Consider the following 20,439-nt stretch of genomic DNA (forward strand, 5'->3'; position numbering starts at 1 on the left):
ACCCACACCACCCCAGAACAAGCCTTCACCGCCCTCCGCGGCTACGCACGCGCCCACCACATCAAACTCACCACCCTCGCCCAAGACATCGTCGACGGCAACGCCAACCGCGACACCATCCTCGACCACAACACCTGACACAGCCGCGTCTCGCTCCCCGGGACCGCCGCGGCGACCCGTCACACGTTCGGCGCAAGTTTCGGCGGGCTCCGGCGAGCAGGCATAGGATGAGGGCGAGTTCGTCGGGACGTGCCCAGACCCGCGCCAGCGACGGAGCCCGACAACGGGCCTCCCGGTGGTGTGCCGCCATTCAGGTCTTTCAGGACTGAGCCATGCGATCGTTGCAGGTCCGAACCGTCATTCGCCGTCGTGCCGGAGGCAGAGCCTCCGGAACCGATCTGTCCACGTGGTCGCACCACACGGGTTCCCGGACGACCGTCCGCGTCGTCGGCGAGGTCGACCTGCTCACCGCACCCGTGCTGCAGGAGGCGCTGGACTCCGCCCGCCGGCGCCTACGGGCGTCGGGCGCGCAACCAGAACTGCTGGTCGACCTGCGCGAGGTGTCCTTCCTCGGCGCCGCGGGGCTCAGCGTGCTCGCCGTCGTGCAGCTCCGGTGCGTCACCGACGGCACGACCATGCGCGTCGTCGGTGACCAGCCGGCCGTGCGGCGGCCCATGGAGCTGGCCGGGCTGCGACAGCTGCTCGCCGCGCGGTAGAGCAAGGACATCCCAGATGCGCATAGCAATGATCACCGACGGAGCGGCCGCCGGCCGGGACAGCGCGGACCTGGCGGCCATGCTCACGCGGTTCGGCCACGAGGTCGTCATGCACACCGCGGCGCCGGGCCAACGCGCGAAGGACATGGTGCGGTCGTTCACCGACCAGTGGCGGGCCACCCCACCAGCGATCGTGCACTGCCGGTCACGCATCGCGAGTGACGCCGCGGTGACCGCCGCCAGGGCCGCCTCGCTCCCGGTCGTGCACAGCACTCGCCATGACGACGATGCGCCGACCGGCACCTTCGATCGCGACATCGCGTTGCGCGCCGACCGGGTCATCGCCAGCTGCACCGCGGAGCTTTCCGAGCTGACCGCCGGCAAGGTGCCGAGGCAGCGGATCTCCGTCGTGCCCTACGGCATCGACGCCGACCACTTCACCCCCGACGGCGGCCATCCACCGATCGGCCACCGGTACCGCCTCGTCGCCGTCGGCGATCTCACGCCCAGCGCCGGTTTCGCCACCGCCGTCGCCGCGCTCGTCGGCCTGCCGGACACCGAGCTGATCATCGCGGGCGAACCGAAGCACGGCAGCCACGCCAAGGAGCTCCGCGAGTACGCGCGACGGCTCGGCGTGGCCGACCGGCTGCGGATGCCGGGGCCGGTCGCCAGAAGCACACTGCCGTCGCTGCTGCGGTCGGCACACATCGTGCTCTGCACGCCGTGGCGCCCGCGCTTCGGCATCGCCGCGCTCGAAGCCGCGGCGTGTGGGGTGGCGGTCGTCGCCAACAACACCGGCGGACTCACCGACACCGTGGTCGACGGCGTCACCGGCCTGCTGGTCGCACCGCACCAGCCGCGCACGCTCGCCGCCGCGGTGTGGCAGCTGCTGGCACAACCCATCCGGCGCGAGCAGTACGGCGCCACTGGCCGCGACCGAGCCAGCTCCCGCTACTGCTGGCACCAGATCGCGGTCGAGACGCTCCACGCCTACTCACTCGTCGGCATCACCGACGCGGTGGCTGCGAAGGCCGTCTCCTCCCGGCGATGAGTGCCGGAAGAACACCCCGGACGCGGTCCGGGGTGTTCCGCTGTCAGCCGCTACGCGATGTCCGCCTGCGCACGAAGCCGACGGCCATGGTGCCGAGGAACAGCACCACCCCGATGAGACCGAGCCAGAGCAGCCCCTTGAGCGCGAACCCGACGACGGAAAGCACCAGCCAGAGCACCAACAACACGATGAGGAAGATCATCACACAGCTCCCAGGTTCAGGTGTGGAAACGTAAACGCGTTGTGCACCAAAGCATGAGGACCGGGCGCATCGGCCCGGTCCTCATGATCAGGTCACTTCTTGAAGGCGTCCTTGAGCTTCTCGACGCCCTGCTTCAGGTTGCCCTTCGTCTTGTCGCCCTTGCCCTCGGCTTCGAGGTTCTCGTCGTTGGTCACCTGACCGGCGGTCTCCTTGACGTGGCCCTTGACCTCGTCAGCCTTGCCGTCCAGCTTGTCCTCGATACCCATTGTCTTCCTTTCCCTTGCGTGTTCAGAGATCTTGGGTGTTCAGAGATCTTGGCCGGGACGTTCGACGTCGCCGGACCATCCACCGGTCGCGGTGCCGCCACGGGACTCGATGAAGTCCTTGAAACGGGCCATGTCGCCCTTGACCTGACGGTCGAGGATGCCGAGCTTGTCGGCGACGTTCTCGACGAAACCCTCCGGGTCGATGTCCATCTGGGCGGTCACCCTGGTGGTGGCATCGCTGAGTCGGTGGAACGTGACGACGCCGGCGTGCTGCGGACCGTCGTCGGACCGCCAGGCGATCCGCTCGTCGGGGTGCTGTTCGGTGATGGTGGCGTCGAACTCCCGCCGCACACCGGCCGCGCTGACAACCCAGTGGGTGTGGGTGTCGTCGATCTGGCTGATCGACTCGACTCCGGACATGAAGTTCGGGAAGGACTCGAACTGTGTCCACTGGTTGTACGCGGCCGTCACGCTCACATCGACGTCGACCGACTCCGTGATGCTACTCAAAATACAGTTCTCCCAACTGTCGAACCGAGGCTTGCGGAAATAGCGTTCTCGCCAGCCGGCCGGTGACTTACTTCGCGTCGGCCGCATGGCCAACCGAATACCGGCGCGCTTTTTGACCGGCCCCGCGACGCGTGGCGGCTTCAGCCATCCGATCGTCGTCGCTCTGTGCGGGAGTACCGCCGCACCGCGTCCCCAAACCCGCACACCGAACGAGTTGGTCACATCACCCGAACGGGTGGTCACGCCGGCGTCGGTCGGCTGCAACTAGACGTCGGTCACAACGGGTGAACACCACGCGTGCACGCCCCGTACGCGGGTACCCGGGCTTCGCGGTCGCCACAGGGGCGGCTTCTGGGTGAAGGCGGCACGGTGAGCGACAGAAGACCGCGGGCGACGCCAGGGGGCGAGCTGCTCACCAGGGTGCTCGAGGGGATCACGGAGGTCGTGTACCTGCCCCTCCGGATGATGACCGAGTCCAGTGCCGGCCAGCGGGCCACCGGCATCGTGACCGGCATGTTCGGCGGGGCCACGGACCGCCACGGCGACGCACAACCCGCGGCGATGACGGTCCGGCTGAACAGCGCGGTCCAGGTGCACCTGGACCGCGCCGCTCTCGCGGCCGCGTTTCCCGACGCCTCCCAGCGTGTCGTGGTGTTCCTGCACGGACTGGTGGAGACCGAGCGCTCCTGGTTCCATCCGTCCACACCGGACAGGTCCCGCACCGGCACCGACTTCGGCGGCCGCCTCGCCGGCGACCTGCCGTGCACCCCCGTCTACCTCCGCTACAACACCGGACGCCACGTGTCCGACAACGGCCGCGAGCTGGACGAGCTGCTGGCCCGCCTCGTCGAGCAGTGGCCGGTCCCCGTGACCGACCTCGTGCTCGTCGGGCACTCCATGGGCGGCCTGGTCGCCCGCAGCGCGACGATCCGCGCCCACGAACGACGCGGTGCCTGGCTCACCCGGAACTGCCGGCTGGTGTGCCTCGGCACGCCACACACCGGCGCGCTGCTCGAACAGACAGTCGTCCACCTCGGCACCCTGCTGGACAGGTTCGCCGCCACCGCACCGCTGTCACGCATCCTCGCCCTCCGCAGCGACGGGATCAAGGACCTCGCCCGCGGGCAGCTCCAGCCCGGCCAGCGGGACGAGCGGGGCGCATCCGCCATGCCGGGTCCCGTCTTCCCCGGCAGCGTCCGGCAGTGCTTCATCGCCGTCACCCTGGCCCGCAGCGAGAACAGCATCTGGGGACGGCTGTTCGGCGACCTCTTCGTCACCCCCGGCAGCGCCGGCGACCCCAGCCAGACCGCGGAACTGCGTTGGCTGGGCGGCCTCAACCACTTCGACCTCCTCAGCCACGACACGGTCTACGACGTCATGCTCGAATGGCTGCGGTCCTGAATCACCCGCGTGTCAGCAGGGCAGATCGGCCTGCAGGTTGAGCATCCGGGTTATGCCGGCCAACGACAACGGCGCGACCACCGCCGCATGCGCGGCCACGACTCGAAGATCGAGGCCCTCGGCCAGACAGGCGTCACGGACGCCGACGAGCACCCGCATGCCGGCGGCGCTCAGGAACGACACCGCGCGCAGGTCGGCCACGATCCCGAGGCCGCCGGGCTCCGCGCGGAACCACCGACACGCATGGTCGAACGCCCTCGCGAGGGTCGCCGCGGTGACGAGGTCGACGTCGCCGCTCACCCGGACGACCAACTCCGACCCACTTCGGCTCAACCGCCGGGTGACCACCAGGCGGACGACCCGCCCGACGGCGGCCGGCTCGTGGTCCGGGTGGTTGTCGGGTTGGCACACCGGGAAACGAATGACGTTCGAGCCCAAACCCATCTGCTCCTCACCGTCCGCCCATCGCGGACGAACGAAGAATCGTCGCAGGTACGGGTCCGGGCACATCCGACGAACAGGTTTCGATCATATCCGTGGAAAGACGCCGACGCAGCGGGCTCCCGCGCCGCCGCGGTCAGCGCACGCTGCTGCCGAGTTCGTCGGAGACGGTACGGCTGAGCTCGTCCCAGCTGTCGACGAACTTGGTTATGCCTTGTCTCTCCAGCTCCTCGGTGACCTTCCGGTAGCTGATGCCGAGCCGCGCCAGCTCGTCGAGGTGTTCCCTGGCGGCGGAGTAGGTGCCGTGCACGGAGTCCCCCGTCACGGAACCGTGTTCGGCGAACGCGTTGAGGGTGCCGTAGGGCATGGTGTTCACGGTTCCCGGCGCGACGAGCCCGGACACGTACATCGTGTCGGGATAGGCGGGGTTCTTGACGCCCGTGGAGGCCCACAGCGGCCGCTGCGGATGTGCTCCCGCCGAGGCGAGCCGCCGCCACCGCTCCCCCGCGAGGGTCTCCTCGTGGACCTGAAGGGCCAGCCGGGCGTTGGCGATCGCGGCCTTGCCCTTGGCCGCGATCGCCCGCGAGGTGCCGATGGTGTCGAGGCGCGCGTCGATCTCCGTGTCGACACGGGACACGAAGAAGGACGCGACCGAGTGGATCCCCGACAGGTCGTGACCCGCCAGGTCGGCGTACTCCAGGCCGGTGAGGTAGGCGTCGATGACGTCGCGGTAGCGGTCGAGGGAGAAGATCAGTGTGGCGTTGACGCTGATGCCGTCCCCGACGGCGGTGGAGATCGCGGCCAGACCGTCCGCGGTGGCGGGAATCTTGACGAACATGTTCGGCTCGCCCACCTCCGTCCACAGGGTCCGGGCACGTTCGACGGTGGCCACCGCGTCGTGCGCGAGGCGCGGGTCGACCTCGATGGAGACCCGGCCGTCGACGCCGTCCGTCCGGTCGTGCACGGCACGCAGGACCCGGCACGCGTCGCGGACGTCGTCGGCGGTGATGACCGACACCGCGTCGTCGACGCTCGTCCCGGACTCGGCTAGCTCGCGCAGCTGAGCCGTGTAGCGGTCGCCGTGCGCGAGCGCGGAGGCGAAGATCGTCGGGTTGGTGGTGATCCCGACGACGTGCTTGTTGGCGATCAGTGCCGCCAGCTCCCCGCCCGCGAGCAGCTCGCGGGACAGGTCGTCGAGCCAGACCGACACGCCGGCGGCGGAGAGCGCGGCGAGGGGACTGTCGTCGTGGTGGGTGGTCATCGGACCTCCGTGCTGATGTGCTGGTTCCTCAGGCGGGACGGTCGCCGGTGCCACCCGTGGTGGGCGCGGTCGTCTGCTGGTGGCCGCCGGGCCGGGGAGCCTCGGCGGCGTCGTGGAGACTGTCGTGCGCGGCCGCGGCGACGGCGGCCGGCGTGATGCCGAACTCCTGGTAGAGCCGCTGGTAGTCCGCGGAGGCGCCGAAGTGTTCGAGTGAGACGGTCCGGCCGGCGTCACCGACGATGTCGCGCCATCCCTGTGCGACGGCGGCCTCGACGCTGACCCTGGCGCGTACCGATGGCGGCAGCACCTCGTCCCGGTAGGACAGTGGCTGGGCGGCGAACCACTCCAGGCAGGGCATCGACACCACCCGGGTCGCGATGCCGTCGGCGGCGAGCAGTTTCCTGGCGTCGACGGCGATCTGCACCTCCGACCCGGTCGCGACCAGGATCACGTCCGGGGTCTCGTCGCCGGTGAGGACGTAGCCGCCGCGCGCGGCGCCCTCGGCGGCGGCGAACCCGTCGGGTCCGCGTTCGAGCACGGGGACGTTCTGGCGGGTCAGGACGAGGCCGGCCGGCCGGTCCGGGTGCTCCAGGACGGTCCGCCAGCACACGGCGGTCTCGTTGGCGTCACCGGGCCGGACCACGTCGAGGCCCGGGATGGCCCGGAGCGCGGCCAGATGTTCGACCGGCTGGTGTGTGGGACCGTCCTCGCCGAGGCCGATCGAGTCGTGGGTCCACACGTAGGTCGCGGGCAGCCGCATGAGTGCGGCGAGGCGGATCGCGGGTCGCTGGTAGTCACTGAAGACCAGGAAGGTGCCGCCGTAGGGCCGCGTCAGGCTCTGCAGCGCGATGCCGTTGAGCACCGCGGCCATGGCGTGTTCGCGGATGCCGAAGTGCAGGGTGCGTCCGTACGGGCCGCCTCGCCATTCCGTGGTCTGCTTGTCGGCCGGGATGAACGAGGGCGTGTTGGCCATGGTCGTGTTGTTGCTGACGGCCAGGTCCGCCGAACCGCCCCACAGTTCGGGCAGGACCGGGGCGAGCGCGGTGAGGATGCGGCCGGAGGCCGTCCGGGTGGCCATGCCCTTCTCGGTCGGGGGGAAACTGGGCAGGGCGTCGGTCCAGCCGTCGGGTAGCTCCTGGCGTCGCAGCCTGTCCAGCAGTGCGGCCCGGTCCGGGTTGGCGTCGCGCCACTTCTCGTAGCCCTGTTGCCAGCGCTGGTGGGCGTCCTTGCCGCGATTCGCGACCTCGCGGGCGTGCGTGAGCACCGCGTCGTCCACGGCGAACTTGTGGTCCGGGTCGAACCCCAGCAGCGCCTTGGTCTCGGCGATCTCCTCGTCACCGAGGGCCGAGCCGTGGGCCGCACCGGTGTTCTGCTTCGTCGGTGCGGGCCACCCGATGATGGTGCGCAGCACGATGAGCGACGGCCGGCCGGTCTCGGCCTTGGCCGACTCGACGGCCGCCAGCACCGCGTCCACGTCCTCGACGTAGCGGCCGGAGCTCGTCCAGTCGATCTGCTGCACGTGCCAGCCGTAGGCGGCGTACCGGGCCGCGACGTCCTCGCTGAAGCTGATGGCGGTGTCGTCCTCGATGGAGATGTGGTTCGAGTCGTAGAAGGCGATGAGGTTCCCGAGCTCCTGGTGGCCGGCCAGGGAGCTGGCTTCCGCGGTGACGCCCTCCATGAGGTCGCCGTCGGAGGCCACGACGTACACCCTGTGGTCGAACGGGCTCTCGCCGGTTTCGGCGTCGGGGTCGAGCAGACCGCGCTCGCGACGCGCCGCGATCGCCATCCCCACGGCACTGGCGAACCCCTGTCCCAGCGGGCCGGTGGTGATCTCCACCCCGCGGGTGTGCCGGTGCTCCGGGTGTCCTGGCGTGGCGGAGTCCCACGTGCGCAACGCCTTCAGGTCGTCGAGCTCCAGTCCGTAGCCGCTCAGGTAGAGCTGCAGGTACAGCGTCAGGCTCGAATGCCCGCAGGACAGGACGAACCGGTCCCTGCCCAGCCACTGGTCGTCCGCCGGATCATGGCGCATCACCTGCTGGAACAACAGATAGGCCAACGGCGCCAGACTCATCGCGGTGCCGGGGTGGCCGTTGCCGGCACGCTGGACCGCGTCCGCGGCCAGTACCCGGATCGTGTCCACCGCTCGGATGTCCGTCGCGGTCCACCCGGCGGTGCTCGCGACGGGGGCCGGCAGCGACGAGTCGCGGCCGGCGAACGTCGTGGCGGGTTGAACGTGTTGCACCATAAGGGTTTGTCCCTGCTTCACGGACCGCGTGCCGGCCCTGGATGTCTGCGTGCGCCATGGCGCGACGGCGGTGTCAGGCCGGCGAGCCAGGTTCGCTGTTCGTGCCGGACCGGCGCATGCCGGACTCCCGTTCGATGTCCCTGCGGCACGGCGTCTCGCCACGTCTGCCGGCGGCACGGCGAGGCATCGTCTCGGGCACCGCGGTCATGTCGCCCTTCCGGTAACGGGTGTCGAGCACGCGTCACCGGGATCTGGGGAGACGGCCCTTCTCACGGCGCCACTCGCCGCCGACACGGCCTTCAGGCCGCATCGGTACCGGATACCCCGGGAAGGGCGACTCACACCCGGCCACTCGGCCGGGCGGGTGTTCAGTCGAGGTCGGGCGCCACCGTGTGGGTCAGGCGCGGGTCCGGCTCGCCACCGGACATGGCGAGTGCTCCCGCCACGGCGCGACCGAGCTTCAGCAGGTCGGCCGGGTTTTTCTTGTCGAGCCCGCCGATGAGCTGCCGGAGGATCGTGAGCTGGTCGAAGTAGACGCGCTCGGTGACCAGGTTCTCGTCGGCGTCGAAGATGAAGTACGCGGTCATCCGGGTGCGGTGCTTCGAGCCGGTGGGCGGGATCTTGCCGAGCGGACCGTTGTGGGTGCCCATCAACCAGAACTCGACGATCACGGCGTCATGCGCGTGACGGAGGGCGATGATCTCGTGGTCCTGGTCGGGGAAGGCCACCCGCGTGTCGTGGTAGTACTGGCGGACGTCGCCGTCGCCGTCGTGGACGGTCATCTGGGCGATGAGCTCGTAGTGGGGATGCGGGAAGGTCGAGAGGGTGGCGTCCCAGTCCTGCCGGACCTCGTCGCGGAAGTGGTCCAGGACGAGCTTCTCGCGGGCGCGCAGGACGTCTTCCGGCGGAAGATCGAAGCGGGACACCGCCACCTCCTTCTGTCGAGCTCCTGTGGAGTTTGTGCGAGAGCACGCTATACCCACGCCGGACGCGCGGAACGGCCTGCGTCCGTCGCACTCCCCGGCGGTCCGGTCAGGTGACCGCCGTCGGTGCGAGGTCGCAGTCGGCCCCGCGGGCGGCGGCCGCGGCGATGATGCCGTCGAGGCGTTCGCGGGTGGTGACGAGTTCGCGGATCCGGACGTCCATGCGGTCTCGTTCCTCGACCAGGTGGATGAGCATGCCCTCGGTGGCGACCCCGGAGTGCACGCAGGGAAGCAGGTCCGTGATGGCCTTGCTGCCGAGGCCGGCCGAGTAGAGCAGCTGGATCCACCGGACGCGGTCGACGGCGCCCTCGTCGTAGAGCCGTTGTCCGGAGCGGCTGCGCGTCGAGGTCAGCAGTCCCTGTTCCTCGTAGTAGCGCAGCGCCCGGGTACTCACGCCGGCCGCCGCGGCGACGTCACCGATCCGCACGGATTCTTCCCTTCGCCTGGTGATCCACACCACTTGGATGTTGCCCTTGACGTCAACGTCAACTCCTAGCGTAGTCGCCGATCGCCTCGACACCGACGAAAGGGAGATCTCCATGGACGTCAAGGGTTCCGTCGCGCTGGTGACCGGCGCCAACCGCGGCATCGGCCGCCACTTCGTTCAGCAGCTGGTGGCGCGTGGTGCCGCGAAGGTGTACGCCACGGCCCGCAAACCAGAACGGGTGGACGTGCCCGGCGTGGAGGTCCTGTCACTGGACGTCACCGACCCGGCGTCCGTCGCGGCGGCGGCGGCCATCGCGACGGACGTCACCCTGCTGATCAACAACGCCGGAGTCGCCGCGCGCCAGAACCTCGTCGACGGCGACCTCGACGAGATCCGGCTGGAGCTGGACACGCTGTTCTGGGGGTCGCTCCACACCGTCCGGGCGTTCGCACCGGTGCTCGAACACAACGGCGGCGGCGCGGTGCTCAACGTCCTGTCCGCCATGTCGTGGTTCTCCTACGAGGGCGCGAACTCCTACGCGGTGGCCAAGGCCGCGCAGTGGGCGTTGACCAACGGTGTCCGCCTGGAGCTCGCCCGCCAGCGCACCCTCGTCACCGCCATGCACATGGGAGCGGTCGACACCGAGATGATGGCCGGTTACGACGTTGACAAGCTCGCCCCGGCCGATGTCGTGAACGCCGCTCTCGACGGCCTCGAGGCGGGCCAGCTGGAGATCCTCGTGGACGACGCCAGCCGGCAGGTCAAGGCGGCCCTCGCCGCCGACCCCAGCGCCCTCTACCCGCAGACGGTCGCGGCCGGCTGACCGAGGCCCGTCGACCCGTCGGCCGATGGTGACCACGCGGCGGCGGGCCTGGCGAGAAGCGTGCCGGGCGCCGGTGGCCTGCCGTCGACGGTGGACGGCGGCGACCCGGCTTCGGTCAGGAGCGGGGACCATCGTCGCTGTGGGCGGCCAGGTAGCGGCGGGCGGCGCGGCGCCGCCAGAACCTGGCGTGCGCCCACGCCCCGATGACCAGGCTCGCGACCACGCCGATCACCATCGGCGGCCGGTCGGCCGGCGAGGCGTTCAGCGCGGCGACGAGCAGCACGATCGCCGCCACGGGCAGGACGGTCATGAACAGGACGACCAGCCCGGTCGGGCCGAGCCCCGTGCCGGGTGCGTGGGAGGCCCGAGGCCGCCGGTACGTCCCGGCTCCCCGGACGCCGTGCGCCCGGCGATGCCGGTCCCGCCGTTCGGCGAACCGCGGATGCCGCCGCACCCACTGAACCCGCAGCCGAACGGCCGCGACGACGGAGGAGGCGTCGTCGGCCCGGAGCGTCCGACGCCGCCCACCGGTCGCCTGGACCTCCACCTCCGAAGGGTCACCGGCCCGCACCGTGCGGAAGTCGTACCACGACACCGCCCACCGCTCGGTTCCCTCGACGACCACCAGCCGGTCGTCACGCAACACGAGGTGGCCGGTGCCGCGCAGGTCGATCCGCACGTCCAGCCCGGTGTCGAGCGTGTCCGCGCCGGGGTGTTCGACGAGTCGCCGGACACCGAGGCGGACCAGCAGGAGGCCGCCTGCGCCGAGCAACGCCGCGAGGGGCACGTCGAGCAGGAACAGCAGGTGCGCCCCCAGCCCGGACACGACCCCGACAACCGCCATGGCGACCAACGACGGCGCGACGACCAGCGCGGCGATCCTCGGCCACGCCGTCACCCCACGCCGGGTGACCAGCACCGCGACCAGACCGGCGACCAGGGCCAACCCGCTCCACAACGCCACGGCCGGGGCGAAGTCGGCGATGACCTGGGACAGCGTGACGCCGGGCCGGGACGCCCAGCTGTGCCAGACCGCCACGGCATCGGCGAGCGCCACCGGCAACACCGTCCCGCCGACCAGGCACGGCAACGCCACCCACCACCGGCGAGCCAGTCCCGGTCCGGCCGGCAGATCGCCGGTCCGGGCACTGCTCCCCCGCGCCGCCGTCACCGGCCCGCCAGGGCGGCAGCGGACGGGCAGAGTGGGCGAAGCGGGCGGCAGGTCGCCGGACGGAACGCCACTCGCCCGACCAGACGGCGGCGATCCGGGCGGCACATCACCAACCCAGGCACAACTCCTCCAGCCCGGCGTCGACGATCCGTGCCGCACGCCGCCAGAACAGGCACCACCCGCCCACGACCGAACACCACTCCCCGGAACCACGATGGGCGTTCCGCGCGGCACGCCGCCAAGCCGGGCACCAGCCGCCCGACCCGCCCACGGGAGTCCGGGCGGCGGGTCTCCGGTCCGGATGTCACTCCCCGGAGCCGCTTTCGGCGGGTGCTCGCTGTTCCTCGACGAAGCTGCCGTCCGGAAGCTCGCCCTGTTCCTCCGCCTTCTCCTCGTACTCGTACTGGATGCCGGCCGTTCGGGTGCCCTCGTTGGTGAACACGTTCATGCCGGTCTCCTTGGCGCCGTCGACGACGTGCTCCGCCACGCCGGCACGGGGGTGGTCCTCGATCCAGCGGTGCAGGTCGCCTGCGCGGCCGACGCCGTGGTCGTGGAAGTCCTCCACCTTGCCGTCGACGATCTCCTCGCGCTCCCTGGCCAGCCTGCCGCCGTCGCTGTTGATCTCGTTGCCCTGGTGCCGCAGCTGGTTGTGGCTCTGCTCCAGGTCGTGGCGCTCGCGGTTGAGGGCCTTGTCCTCCTGGCGGAGCGCGCGGTTCTCGTCCTTGAGCGGCTGCCGCTCCCGGTTGAGCCGGCGCGTGTCGGCCCGGTTGTGGTTCCTCAGTGACTGGTCCAGCTCGTTCTGGTTGCGCCCGAGCGCGTCGCGGTTGGCCGCCAGGTTCTGCTGGTTGTCGACCGCGCGCTCGTTGTGCCCGGCCTCCCTGCCCAGCTGGTCCTGCGAGCGCGCGCCGTGCTCGTGCACCCGCTCGCTGTGCGCGGCCGCCCTCGTGTTGAAGTCGTCGACCTTGCCGGCGGCGCGTTCGAAGCCCGCGCCGGCGTCGCGCAGGGCGGTCTCGGACGTCTTGGCCCCCTTGGCCAGCTCCTCGGTCTCCCGCACGACCTTGCTCACCTTGCCGGCGTTGCTGGCCGCGAGCGACGCGCCCTCCGCTACCTCGTCGGCGATGAACACCGCCTCGCTGCCGCCGAAGGTGACCGGGGCCAGCGCGCTCGCGGCGATGAACTTCACGATCGCGTCGCCGACGAACTGGGAGATCGAGTCGCGGACGATGCCGCGGGTGGTGCCGACGATCATCGCCGCGGTGTGCATCGCCTGGGTGGCGCCGTCGATGTGGGCGGCCAGGCCGTGCACCGCCTGCTGGTAGTTCTGCGCGGCCTGGCGGTAGCCGTCGGCGGCCGGGCCCTGGGTCTTCTGCAGGGTGCCCACCGAGTTGACGTAGTTCTCGGCGCTGGAGCGCAGGTGCTCGGCGACGTTCTGCAGCGTCTGTGCCTTGGCGGTGACCGCCTCGGGGTCGCCGGCGAGCCAGTCCAGCGGCTTCTTGAGGAAGCTGACGTGCTCGATCAGCCAGCCGATGCCGGCCCCGGCGAGACTGCCGAGCGGGTCCATGGCCATGCCGAGACCATCGAGCCCGTCGGCCGCGAGGTCCATCGCCAGGCCGCCCCAGTTGCCGGTGGCGGCGTCCTGGACGGTCGAGGCGACGTCGTTGAACAGCCCCGCGCCCTCGGTCGCCTTGGTCAGGCCGCCGTGTTCCAGGTCGGTCGGCGCGATGGTGAAGTTGGACAGCGGGTGGGTGACCGGGTTGGGGTTCGCCTGCCCCTCCGACTCGGCCAGCAGCGGGTTTCCGTCGGGCATCGGCTCAGTCCCCCTGGGCGATGTTGTCGAAGGTCTCGGCGTGCGCACGGTCGGTCTCGACGTGGGTCTCCCGCATCGCCCTGAGCTGGTCGGCGATGTGGTTGCCGGCGGTGACCGACGAGCCGATCGCCTGTCGGGCCCCGTCGGTCCAGTAGTGCAGCGACCACGACCAGGTCGAGCCGATCAGCCCGAACGCGTTGATGTCGATCGGCTGGAACGCCGACGCGGTCGCGCCGTCGACGGCCGACATGAGCTCACGGACCTGGGTCTCGTGCGTCCGCAACTCGGCCGGGTCCAGCTCGAACCCGTCGCCACCCGGTGGTGCCATCACCAGTCCTCCTCACGCGACAGTGGACTGTCCATACCGAACGTCTCGTCCTCGTCGTCCGCGATCGGACGGCGGCGGGCCGGGGCCGGTTCCTGCCGGTCGGGTGGCGGTGGGGGCGGGGCGGGCTCGGCGAGGTCCTCGTTGAGCGCCTGGCCGCCCGGATAGTCCGACAGTTCCGTTTCCGCCGTCTCCGGCAGGACGCTCGGCGGAATCTGCTCCTCGACGAACCGCATCGCGTCGCTGTTCTCGCCGACCAGCGGAGTCATGATCGCGATGATCTGCTGCGAGGCCTGCGCCTGCGCCCGCCGCGCGGTCGTCATGACCAGCTCGGCCAGCCGGACCCGGGGAACGTGGTCCGCGGCCGGCCCGAACGACAGGCCCTGCAGCGCGCCGCCCCCGTTGACCGTGACGGTCACGGCACCGTCCTGACTGGACGCCGTGCCGGCGAGGTGCCGGATCCGCTCCCTTGCCTCGGCCGCACGCGCGGCGAGGGCCGAGACATCCTGCGTATAGGAATCGACGATCTGTTTCGGGTCCACCGGAACTCCCGGACGTGCGTGGCGCGTTTTCTCCCGTGCACGCTATCGCTGATCCGGTCCCGGCCATGGCGGTACCAAATATCCCGCCGCATTCATGAAAGTATGGGCAGATTGCCCATTTCACGAATGCTTTGACTGGTCGCTATCCCTTTGCCCGTTTCCGGGTCGTGTCCCGCGGACGCGCGTCAGGCGGCGGGCATGGCGCTGGGTTCGCCGCCGTTGGCCACCACGACGGTGCCGTTGATGTAGCTGCTGTCGTCGTCGACCAGGAACTGGACGATCCTGGCGATCTCCTCGGGCTCCCCGATGCGGGCACGGAGGTTGACCTGGCCGACCGCGTCGATGTTCGCGCCGAACAGGGCGTTGGTGCCGGAGGTGCGGACCGGACCGGGCGACACGCCGTTGACCCGGACCCCGCGGGCGCCGAACTCGGTGGCCCACGAGCGGGTCAGCAGTTCGATCGCGGCCTTCGACGCGCCGTAGGCGGTGCCCAGTGGCGCCGGGGACGTCGCCGCGGTCGAGGTGATGTTGACGATGGAACCGTGCCCGCGTTCGGCCATGCCGGGGGCGAGCGCGCCGACGAGCAGGAACGGCGCACGGGCGTTGAGGGCGAAGTGCCGGTCGAAGCTCTCGGCCGTGGTGTCCGGCGTGCTGGTGAACACGTAGGTCCCGGCGTTGTTGACGAGGACGTCCACCTCACCCGCCGCCCCGGCGAGCGCCAGGACCTCCTCTGCGTTCGCGAGATCCGCGGTCAGGAAGCGCGCGGTGCCGCCCAGCGCAGTGATCTCCTTCACCAACTGGGCGCCCCGTTCGGGGTCACGGCCGTGCGCGATGACGTGGATACCGCTGGCCGCGAGCTGCAGTGCGACCGCGCGGCCGATGCCGGCGGTCGCGCCGGTCACCAAGGCGGTTCGAGTGGACATGGGGTCGACCTCACTTTCTGGGTTGAACAATCCAAAAACTACTCCGGGCAATTGGATCGCGCAACCCACTTTTGGTAGGCTGGTGGTGTGGTAGAAGCGACACAGCCGCGTCGCCTGACTCCGAAAGGGCAGGCCACCAGGGCACGCATCCTCGAAGCCGCGATCGCGTTGATCGCCCGGCAGGGCGTGGCGGGCACCAGCGTCGAGGACGTACGGGCCGCCGCCGAGGTGAGCGGGTCGCAGCTCTACCACTACTTCGACAGCAAGCAGGCCCTGATCAGGGCCGTGATCACGCGACAGGCCGAGTCCCTTCTCGACCCGAGCCTGCCGCGGATCTCCACGCTGGACAGCTTCGACGCGTTGCGGGCCTGGGCCGACGCCGCGATCGACCAGCAACGACAGAGCGACTGCCGGGGATGCAGCCTCGGTTCGCTGGCGGGCGAGCTGAGCGTCAGCGACGAGGAGTCCCGCGGCGACCTGGCCGACGGCTTCCTGCAGTGGAAGGACCTGATCCTCAACGGCCTGAACGCCATGCGGGACCGCGGCGAGCTACGTGCCGACGCCGATCTGGAGCAGCTCGCGTTCGCCCTGCTGTCGGCACTGCAGGGCGGGGTGCTGCTCTCGCAGACCATGCTCGACGTGCGACCACTCGAGGCGGCCATGGACGCCACGCTGGCCCACATCGGGTCGTTCCTCACCGACCCGGTAGGACTCCCGGGGCGCTGAGCACGGGCTCGCGCCGTGTTCGTCAGTGCGCTGCGCCTGCCGGCGCGCGCCACCAGCGGCGTGACGCCAGCGCGGCCAGCCCGGCGCCGGCGGCGTTGACCAGCACATCGTCCACGGAGGACACCCGGTCCAGCCGCAGGACGTACTGCAGGGTCTCGACCAGGACCGAGAAACCCGCCCCCAGCAACAGAACCCGTGACACCGACGCCAGTGCCGCGAACCGCACCGGAGCGAACGCCCCCAGCGCCGCGAACACCAGCAGGTTGCCGGCGATCCCGATCGGCCCCATCGTGAGCAGGTCCCGCAGCGGCACCAGGCTCACCCGGCCTTGGACGGTGCCGGCCCTCGTGCCCGGCATCAGGGTGAGCCACAGGAACGGCACCGTCCCGTAGACCATGCCCACCTCGGCCAGCGACAGCCGCCACGCCGGCGTGCCGCCGGCGGCGGGCCGGCAGCGCCCGAGCAGCCACACCACCAGGCCCGCCAGGGGAAGCCCGGCCAGCATCATGAACACCACACCGTTCTCCGTGCCGAAGCAGCGGTCCCACCGCCCGGCCAGGCACGTCGGCGCGGACATCATCAGGGGCCGCCGCACGGCGAACGCCGCGGCCGCCAGGCCGAGGACGGCCAGGCCGACGAGCACGATCCGGCGCGTGCGGGTCGGTGCCGGCAGGGACGCACTCTGCTTCATGCTCCCCATTAGGGACGGTGGGCCGTTGCCGTGGCGTATGCGGTTTCGGATACGTCCGCGATACACGGCACCAACCGCTACGGCCTCGCTGGCTACACTCGGCGCGTGCCGCGAGCAGGTGTCGTCGTCGTCGTGTGCCTGGTCGCGGCGCTGGTCGTGGCCGCGTTCGTCGTACCCGTGCCCGGACCGGCGGAGCTGCGGGCCTGGGCGTCGGGGGCCGGTGCGGCGGCCCCGGCGCTGCTGTTCCTCACCTACGTCGTCGCGACGCTCGTCCCGATTCCGCGCACCGTCTTCTCCCTCGCGTCCGGGTTGCTGCTCGGGCCTGTGGTGGGCGTCACCGTCGCGTTGGCCGCGACCGGGGTCAGCGCCCTGGTGAGCTTCGCGCTGGCCCGGTCGCTCGGGCGGCGGATGGTGGCCCGGCACCTGGCCCGGACCCGCGTCCGCGCGGTCGACGAGCGGCTCACCGAGGGCGGCTGGCTCGCCGTCGCCTCGCTCCGGATCATCCCGGCCATACCGTTCCTGCCGACGAACTACGCCTGCGGTCTGGCCTCGGTCCGGCTACGGCCGTACCTCACGGGCACCATCGCCGGCAGCGTGCCCGGCACGGCCGCCGCCGTGCTCCTCGGTGACACGCTGACCGGCGGCACACCGCCCGCGCTGCTCGCCGTCTACGCCGGGTGCGCCGCCGCAGGCGCGGCCGGGCTGTGGCTCGCGATCCGCCGGCCCGGGACGTTTCAGCGGCGGCCGGTCCGGGAAGCCGGGACCGGTGACTGAGGAGAGTCGGTGGGAGCGGGACAAGCTGCGGTTCGTGGTCGACGCCGAACAGGGGGAGGAGTCCAGACGGGACCACGGCTCCCGGCTGGGTCCGCTGGCACAGGAGTTCGCCATCCTGACCTACTCGCTGCTCGACGCGGACACCGTCGAGGAGGTCCTGACGCAGGTGGTCCGGGCGGCTCACCAGGTGCTGCCGGCCGCGGACATGGTGAGCGTGACCCTGCGCGACCCCGACGGCCGCTTCTACACGCCGGTGCGCACCGACCCGGTCGCCGACCGGCTGGACGAGCTCCAGTACGAGTTGGACGAGGGCCCCTGCCACGATGCCGCCTTACCCGACGGTCCGGCCATGGCGCACGGCCGTGACCTGCGGTCCACGGAACTCTGGCCGAAATGGGGTGCCGCCGCGGTCGAGCTCGGCGCCGGCGCCGTGCTCTCCACCGCCCTGCTGCCCGACGCGAACCCACCCCGCATGTCCGGCGCGCTGAACGTCTACTCCCGCGAGCCGAACGGCCTCGACGACCTCGACGTGGACCAGACCCTGCTGCTCGCCACCCACGCGTCCCTCGCGCTGGCGCACACTGAGGCCCTGACCCACGCGGAGCTGCGCGAGACCCAGCTGCGCCGCGCCATCGACAGCCGCGACGTCATCGGCCAGGCGAAGGGCATCATCATGGCCCGCCGCGGGGTCCCCGCCCACGAGGCCTTCGAGCTCCTTCGCGGTGCCTCCCAGCAGCTCAACGTCAAGCTCGTCGAGCTTGCCGAGACCCTGACCGCCCGCCACACCGAGCTGGACCTCCCCGGCTGACGGGCCGGCCCTCGGCTAGTGTCCCGCGCCGGAAATGCGGTGATTAAGTCGGTGGATCCAGGTTTCTGCTGGCAAGGCGCCGGTTCGCCCTCGTACTGGGTCGTACTTGGGCGAACCGGCAACGCCGCCAGCAGGAAGCTGGACCTCCCCGGCTGACGGGCCGGCCCTCGCCTAGCGGCCCGCGATGCCGGCGAGGCGCAGCCGCTGTTCGGTGCGGTGGACGGCCGCGGCTCGCTCGCTTTCGTTGACGGCCAGCGCACGCACCACCGGATCGTCGGCGGAACGGCGTCGCCGCAGCTCGGCCATCCGTTCACCGAAGGTCACCGGGCGGCCGTCCGGGCCGGTGGTCATGTCGCAGTACCACAGCGCGTCACGGACCGGGCCGCCCTCGTCGTCGAACACCGCCAGGGCATCGGTCAGGTCGACGAGGTCCGCGACCGCCGCGGCGCCGGCGTGGTGGGCGACCAGCGCGCACACCCGGAACGGGACACCGCAGCCCACCAGGTGGCGTGCGCCGTCCACCTGGTGCAGCCCGGTGACGACCACCCCGGACGCGTAGCCGATGTCGTGCAGCCACGCGGCCGCGACCAGCACCTCCCGCTCATCCTGTTGGAACGCGGGCGCGATCTGCTGCGCCCGGCGCGCCACCCCCCAGGTGTGCGCCCACCGGCGGGGCAGCTCGCTGGCGAGCAGGCGCCGGGCGGTCAGCCACGCCCACGTGCGCAGGGACGCCTCGGTCAGCGGCACGTCGTCGGCGTCGGCGAGCCGGCCGATCCTGGCCAGCACCGCCCGCTCGACCAGGAGGGGCACGAACGCCTGGACGCGAGCGTGCTCGAAGCTCGACCACGTCTCCCGCACGCACTCGTCCAGCACGCTGCGCGGCACCTCGGACCGCTCCAGAACCAGTCGTTCCTCGATCCGGCGGATGAGCGGACCGGCCGCACGCGGAGTGTTCACCGCCGGCATCGCCACCTCCCGTGCCCCCAAGGACGGACCGCCAGAATGCCCGATCGGCGGGCTACCCGCCAGCGGCCGTCCCCAACCGGTTCAGGCCGGACCTGCGACGGGACCGGCCGGGACCGTGTCCGCGGCCGCGGCATGCGCGGCGTGCGCCCTCGCGAGGAGGGTCACCAGCTTCTCCTCCTCGCGGATGCGGGCCCGGTACCGCTCGGGAAGCTGCTTGAGAACGGCCTCCTCCGCACACAGCTTGGCGAAGATCTCCTCGCGGTGGGCGGGATCGGTCTCGATGTCGAGGTAGGCGGTGGCGTGCCGGCGGGCGGCGCAGATGACGTTCTGCGCCCGGCCCCACGCACTGGTGAGGGACGCGACGATCGTGACGAGGAGGACCCCGAAGATCACCGCCAGCGACAGGCCGGTGCTGATCTCGACGACCTCGACCGGTTGGCCGCCGTTGACGAACGGGACGTTGTTCTCGTGCAGTGCGTGCAGGAACAGCTTCACGCCGATGAAGGCGAGGATCGCGGCCAGCCCGTACGCGAGGTACACCAGCCGGTTGAGCAGGCCGTCGATGAGGAAGTACAGCTGCCGCAGGCCGAGCAGGGAGAAGGCGGTCGCGGTGAAGACGAGGAAGATGTTCTGGGTGAGGCCGAAGATGGCCGGGATGGAGTCGAGCGCGAACAGCAGGTCGGTGCCGCCGATCGCGACCATCACCAGCAGCATGGGGGTCATGGCCCGCCGGCCGGCCACCGTGGTGAACAGCCGGTCGCCGTCGTAGTCGTCGGTGGTGTGGAACAGCCTGCGCGCGGTGCGGATCATGATGTTGTCCGCGTCGCGGTGTTCCTCGCCACTGGGTTTGATCAGGTTGCCGGCGGTGACCAGCAGGATCAGGCCGAACAGGTAGAAGACCCACGCGAACAGGTTGATCAGCGCGGCGCCCAGCAGGATGAACCCGGTCCGGGCGACCAGGGAGAAGACGATGCCGAACAGGAGCACCTTCTGCTGGTCGGCACGCGGCACCTTGAAGCTGGACATGACGACGAGGAAGACGAACAGGTTGTCCACCGACAGCGCCTTCTCGGTGACGTAGCCCGCGAAGTACTGCGCGCCCATGTCGACGCCGCCCAGCACGAGCACCCCGAGTCCGAACAGGATCGCGATGCCGACGTAGACGGTCGACCAGAGCGCCGCCTCCCGCAGCGTCGGGATGTGCGCCCTGCGGACGTGCACGAAGAAGTCGAACAGGAGCAACCCCACGATCCCCCCGATGGTGAGCCACCAGGCGACCTCGGACACGTTCATGCGACCTCCGCTCCAGTCCGGCCGTCACAGCGCAGCATGGCAGGTGACCGTATGCAACTCTGTCCGGTGTGGTCAGCGAGTCCGGCG

Annotated in this window: 24 protein-coding genes; 7 read left to right on the forward strand and 17 right to left on the reverse strand. The window is 70.9% G+C overall.

Annotated elements, in window-relative coordinates; all coding sequences use genetic code 11:
• The first annotated feature begins 332 nt into the window (after window positions 1-332).
• Together VET29_RS18780 and VET29_RS18785 are read left to right on the forward strand one after the other, a co-directional pair.
• Window positions 333-716, forward strand: coding sequence for an STAS domain-containing protein (locus tag VET29_RS18780; protein ID WP_324922030.1), 384 nt, complete (start codon window positions 333-335; stop codon window positions 714-716).
• A gap of 16 nt (window positions 717-732) precedes the next feature.
• Window positions 733-1,767 (forward strand): glycosyltransferase, encoded by a 1,035-nt coding sequence (locus tag VET29_RS18785; protein WP_324922032.1) that lies wholly within the window; start codon window positions 733-735, stop codon window positions 1,765-1,767.
• 43 nt (window positions 1,768-1,810) lie between these two features.
• Here the strand turns inward: VET29_RS18785 and VET29_RS18790 are convergent, their stop codons facing one another.
• From VET29_RS18790 to VET29_RS18800, 3 genes are all read right to left on the reverse strand, one after another.
• On the reverse strand, window positions 1,811-1,969 hold the full coding sequence (locus VET29_RS18790; RefSeq protein ID WP_324922034.1) for a hypothetical protein: 159 nt from the start codon (window positions 1,967-1,969) through the stop codon (window positions 1,811-1,813).
• A 92-nt stretch (window positions 1,970-2,061) separates the two neighbouring features.
• Entirely contained in the window at window positions 2,062-2,235 is a 174-nt protein-coding gene (locus VET29_RS18795) for a CsbD family protein (protein WP_324922036.1), read from the reverse strand.
• A gap of 39 nt (window positions 2,236-2,274) precedes the next feature.
• Window positions 2,275-2,745, reverse strand: coding sequence for an SRPBCC family protein (locus tag VET29_RS18800; protein ID WP_324922163.1), 471 nt, complete (start codon window positions 2,743-2,745; stop codon window positions 2,275-2,277).
• A gap of 369 nt (window positions 2,746-3,114) precedes the next feature.
• Between VET29_RS18800 and VET29_RS18805 the strand changes: the two genes are divergently transcribed.
• A complete protein-coding gene (locus VET29_RS18805) occupies window positions 3,115-4,146 on the forward strand; it encodes a hypothetical protein (RefSeq protein WP_324922039.1) in 1,032 nt (343 codons plus the stop codon).
• A gap of 12 nt (window positions 4,147-4,158) precedes the next feature.
• Here VET29_RS18805 and VET29_RS18810 read toward each other — a convergent pair whose 3' ends face one another.
• The 6 genes from VET29_RS18810 to VET29_RS18835 form a co-directional block, all read right to left on the reverse strand.
• A complete protein-coding gene (locus tag VET29_RS18810) occupies window positions 4,159-4,590 on the reverse strand; it encodes an STAS domain-containing protein (RefSeq protein ID WP_324922042.1) in 432 nt (143 codons plus the stop codon).
• Between the two features lie 133 nt (window positions 4,591-4,723).
• Window positions 4,724-5,848 (reverse strand): transaldolase, encoded by a 1,125-nt coding sequence (tal, locus tag VET29_RS18815; RefSeq protein WP_324922044.1) that lies wholly within the window; start codon window positions 5,846-5,848, stop codon window positions 4,724-4,726.
• A gap of 28 nt (window positions 5,849-5,876) precedes the next feature.
• Entirely contained in the window at window positions 5,877-8,093 is a 2,217-nt protein-coding gene (gene tkt / locus VET29_RS18820; RefSeq protein WP_324922046.1) for a transketolase, read from the reverse strand.
• A gap of 73 nt (window positions 8,094-8,166) precedes the next feature.
• Complete coding sequence (locus VET29_RS18825; RefSeq protein ID WP_324922048.1) at window positions 8,167-8,331, reverse strand: hypothetical protein; 165 nt, start codon at window positions 8,329-8,331, stop codon at window positions 8,167-8,169.
• Window positions 8,332-8,461: 130 nt separating this feature from the next.
• Window positions 8,462-9,019, reverse strand: a complete 558-nt coding sequence (locus VET29_RS18830; protein ID WP_324922051.1) for an ester cyclase — start codon at window positions 9,017-9,019, stop codon at window positions 8,462-8,464.
• Window positions 9,020-9,125: 106 nt separating this feature from the next.
• Window positions 9,126-9,503 (reverse strand): MerR family transcriptional regulator, encoded by a 378-nt coding sequence (locus VET29_RS18835; RefSeq protein ID WP_324922053.1) that lies wholly within the window; start codon window positions 9,501-9,503, stop codon window positions 9,126-9,128.
• Window positions 9,504-9,615: 112 nt separating this feature from the next.
• Between VET29_RS18835 and VET29_RS18840 the strand changes: the two genes are divergently transcribed.
• Entirely contained in the window at window positions 9,616-10,326 is a 711-nt protein-coding gene (locus tag VET29_RS18840; RefSeq protein ID WP_324922056.1) for an SDR family oxidoreductase, read from the forward strand.
• A gap of 115 nt (window positions 10,327-10,441) precedes the next feature.
• On the opposite strand, the gene VET29_RS18845 is transcribed toward VET29_RS18840, so the two are convergent.
• The 5 genes from VET29_RS18845 to VET29_RS18865 all read right to left on the reverse strand — a co-directional run bounded on the left by VET29_RS18845 (window position 10,442) and on the right by VET29_RS18865 (window position 15,094).
• Window positions 10,442-11,497, reverse strand: a complete 1,056-nt coding sequence (locus VET29_RS18845) for a hypothetical protein (protein ID WP_324922059.1) — start codon at window positions 11,495-11,497, stop codon at window positions 10,442-10,444.
• Between the two features lie 304 nt (window positions 11,498-11,801).
• Window positions 11,802-13,304: a hypothetical protein gene (locus VET29_RS18850; RefSeq protein ID WP_324922063.1), complete on the reverse strand. Its 1,503-nt coding sequence runs from the start codon at window positions 13,302-13,304 to the stop codon at window positions 11,802-11,804.
• 4 nt (window positions 13,305-13,308) lie between these two features.
• A complete protein-coding gene (locus VET29_RS18855) occupies window positions 13,309-13,632 on the reverse strand; it encodes a type VII secretion target (RefSeq protein WP_324922165.1) in 324 nt (107 codons plus the stop codon).
• On the reverse strand, window positions 13,632-14,171 hold the full coding sequence (locus VET29_RS18860; protein ID WP_324922066.1) for a YbaB/EbfC family nucleoid-associated protein: 540 nt from the start codon (window positions 14,169-14,171) through the stop codon (window positions 13,632-13,634). Before VET29_RS18860 ends, VET29_RS18855 begins: the two co-directional genes overlap by 1 nt.
• A gap of 185 nt (window positions 14,172-14,356) precedes the next feature.
• Window positions 14,357-15,094 (reverse strand): SDR family oxidoreductase, encoded by a 738-nt coding sequence (locus tag VET29_RS18865; protein WP_324922068.1) that lies wholly within the window; start codon window positions 15,092-15,094, stop codon window positions 14,357-14,359.
• An 87-nt stretch (window positions 15,095-15,181) separates the two neighbouring features.
• On the opposite strand from VET29_RS18865, the gene VET29_RS18870 reads away from it, so the two are divergent.
• On the forward strand, window positions 15,182-15,820 hold the full coding sequence (locus VET29_RS18870) for a TetR/AcrR family transcriptional regulator (protein ID WP_324922070.1): 639 nt from the start codon (window positions 15,182-15,184) through the stop codon (window positions 15,818-15,820).
• A 22-nt stretch (window positions 15,821-15,842) separates the two neighbouring features.
• On the opposite strand, the gene VET29_RS18875 is transcribed toward VET29_RS18870, so the two are convergent.
• The gene (locus tag VET29_RS18875; protein WP_324922071.1) at window positions 15,843-16,511 is read right to left on the reverse strand and encodes a VanZ family protein; all 669 of its coding nucleotides are present in this window, start codon (window positions 16,509-16,511) and stop codon (window positions 15,843-15,845) included.
• A 105-nt stretch (window positions 16,512-16,616) separates the two neighbouring features.
• Between VET29_RS18875 and VET29_RS18880 the strand changes: the two genes are divergently transcribed.
• The gene (locus VET29_RS18880; protein ID WP_324922073.1) at window positions 16,617-17,285 is read left to right on the forward strand and encodes a TVP38/TMEM64 family protein; all 669 of its coding nucleotides are present in this window, start codon (window positions 16,617-16,619) and stop codon (window positions 17,283-17,285) included.
• Entirely contained in the window at window positions 17,278-18,093 is an 816-nt protein-coding gene (locus VET29_RS18885) for a GAF and ANTAR domain-containing protein (protein ID WP_324922075.1), read from the forward strand. The genes VET29_RS18880 and VET29_RS18885 overlap by 8 nt, the downstream gene beginning before the upstream one ends.
• 171 nt (window positions 18,094-18,264) lie before the next feature.
• Here the strand turns inward: VET29_RS18885 and VET29_RS18890 are convergent, their stop codons facing one another.
• Window positions 18,265-19,050 carry an HD domain-containing protein gene (locus VET29_RS18890; RefSeq protein ID WP_324922079.1) on the reverse strand — a complete coding sequence of 262 codons (786 nt, stop codon included), beginning with the start codon at window positions 19,048-19,050 and terminating at the stop codon, window positions 18,265-18,267.
• Between the two features lie 90 nt (window positions 19,051-19,140).
• Complete coding sequence (locus VET29_RS18895) at window positions 19,141-20,352, reverse strand: TerC family protein (RefSeq protein ID WP_324922083.1); 1,212 nt, start codon at window positions 20,350-20,352, stop codon at window positions 19,141-19,143.
• Window positions 20,353-20,439: the final 87 nt, after the last annotated feature.

This window comes from Actinophytocola sp. (assembly GCF_035634895.1).
In the GTDB taxonomy this organism is placed as follows: Bacteria; Actinomycetota; Actinomycetes; order Mycobacteriales; family Pseudonocardiaceae; genus Actinophytocola.

Bases quoted from the DNA above. Each gene is read 5' to 3' on its own strand.
- VET29_RS18780 (WP_324922030.1), top strand. From the start codon at position 333: ATGCGATCGTTGCAGGTCCGAACCGTCATTCGCCGTCGTGCCGGAGGC.
- VET29_RS18785 (WP_324922032.1), top strand. From the start codon at position 733: ATGCGCATAGCAATGATCACCGACGGAGCGGCCGCCGGCCGGGACAGC.
- VET29_RS18790 (WP_324922034.1), bottom strand. From the start codon at position 1,969: ATGATCTTCCTCATCGTGTTGTTGGTGCTCTGGCTGGTGCTTTCCGTC.
- VET29_RS18795 (WP_324922036.1), bottom strand. From the start codon at position 2,235: ATGGGTATCGAGGACAAGCTGGACGGCAAGGCTGACGAGGTCAAGGGC.
- VET29_RS18810 (WP_324922042.1), bottom strand. From the start codon at position 4,590: ATGGGTTTGGGCTCGAACGTCATTCGTTTCCCGGTGTGCCAACCCGAC.
- tal (WP_324922044.1), bottom strand. From the start codon at position 5,848: ATGACCACCCACCACGACGACAGTCCCCTCGCCGCGCTCTCCGCCGCC.
- tkt (WP_324922046.1), bottom strand. From the start codon at position 8,093: ATGGTGCAACACGTTCAACCCGCCACGACGTTCGCCGGCCGCGACTCG.
- VET29_RS18840 (WP_324922056.1), top strand. From the start codon at position 9,616: ATGGACGTCAAGGGTTCCGTCGCGCTGGTGACCGGCGCCAACCGCGGC.
- VET29_RS18850 (WP_324922063.1), bottom strand. From the start codon at position 13,304: ATGCCCGACGGAAACCCGCTGCTGGCCGAGTCGGAGGGGCAGGCGAAC.
- VET29_RS18855 (WP_324922165.1), bottom strand. From the start codon at position 13,632: ATGGCACCACCGGGTGGCGACGGGTTCGAGCTGGACCCGGCCGAGTTG.
- VET29_RS18865 (WP_324922068.1), bottom strand. From the start codon at position 15,094: ATGTCCACTCGAACCGCCTTGGTGACCGGCGCGACCGCCGGCATCGGC.
- VET29_RS18875 (WP_324922071.1), bottom strand. From the start codon at position 16,511: ATGAAGCAGAGTGCGTCCCTGCCGGCACCGACCCGCACGCGCCGGATC.
- VET29_RS18895 (WP_324922083.1), bottom strand. From the start codon at position 20,352: ATGAACGTGTCCGAGGTCGCCTGGTGGCTCACCATCGGGGGGATCGTG.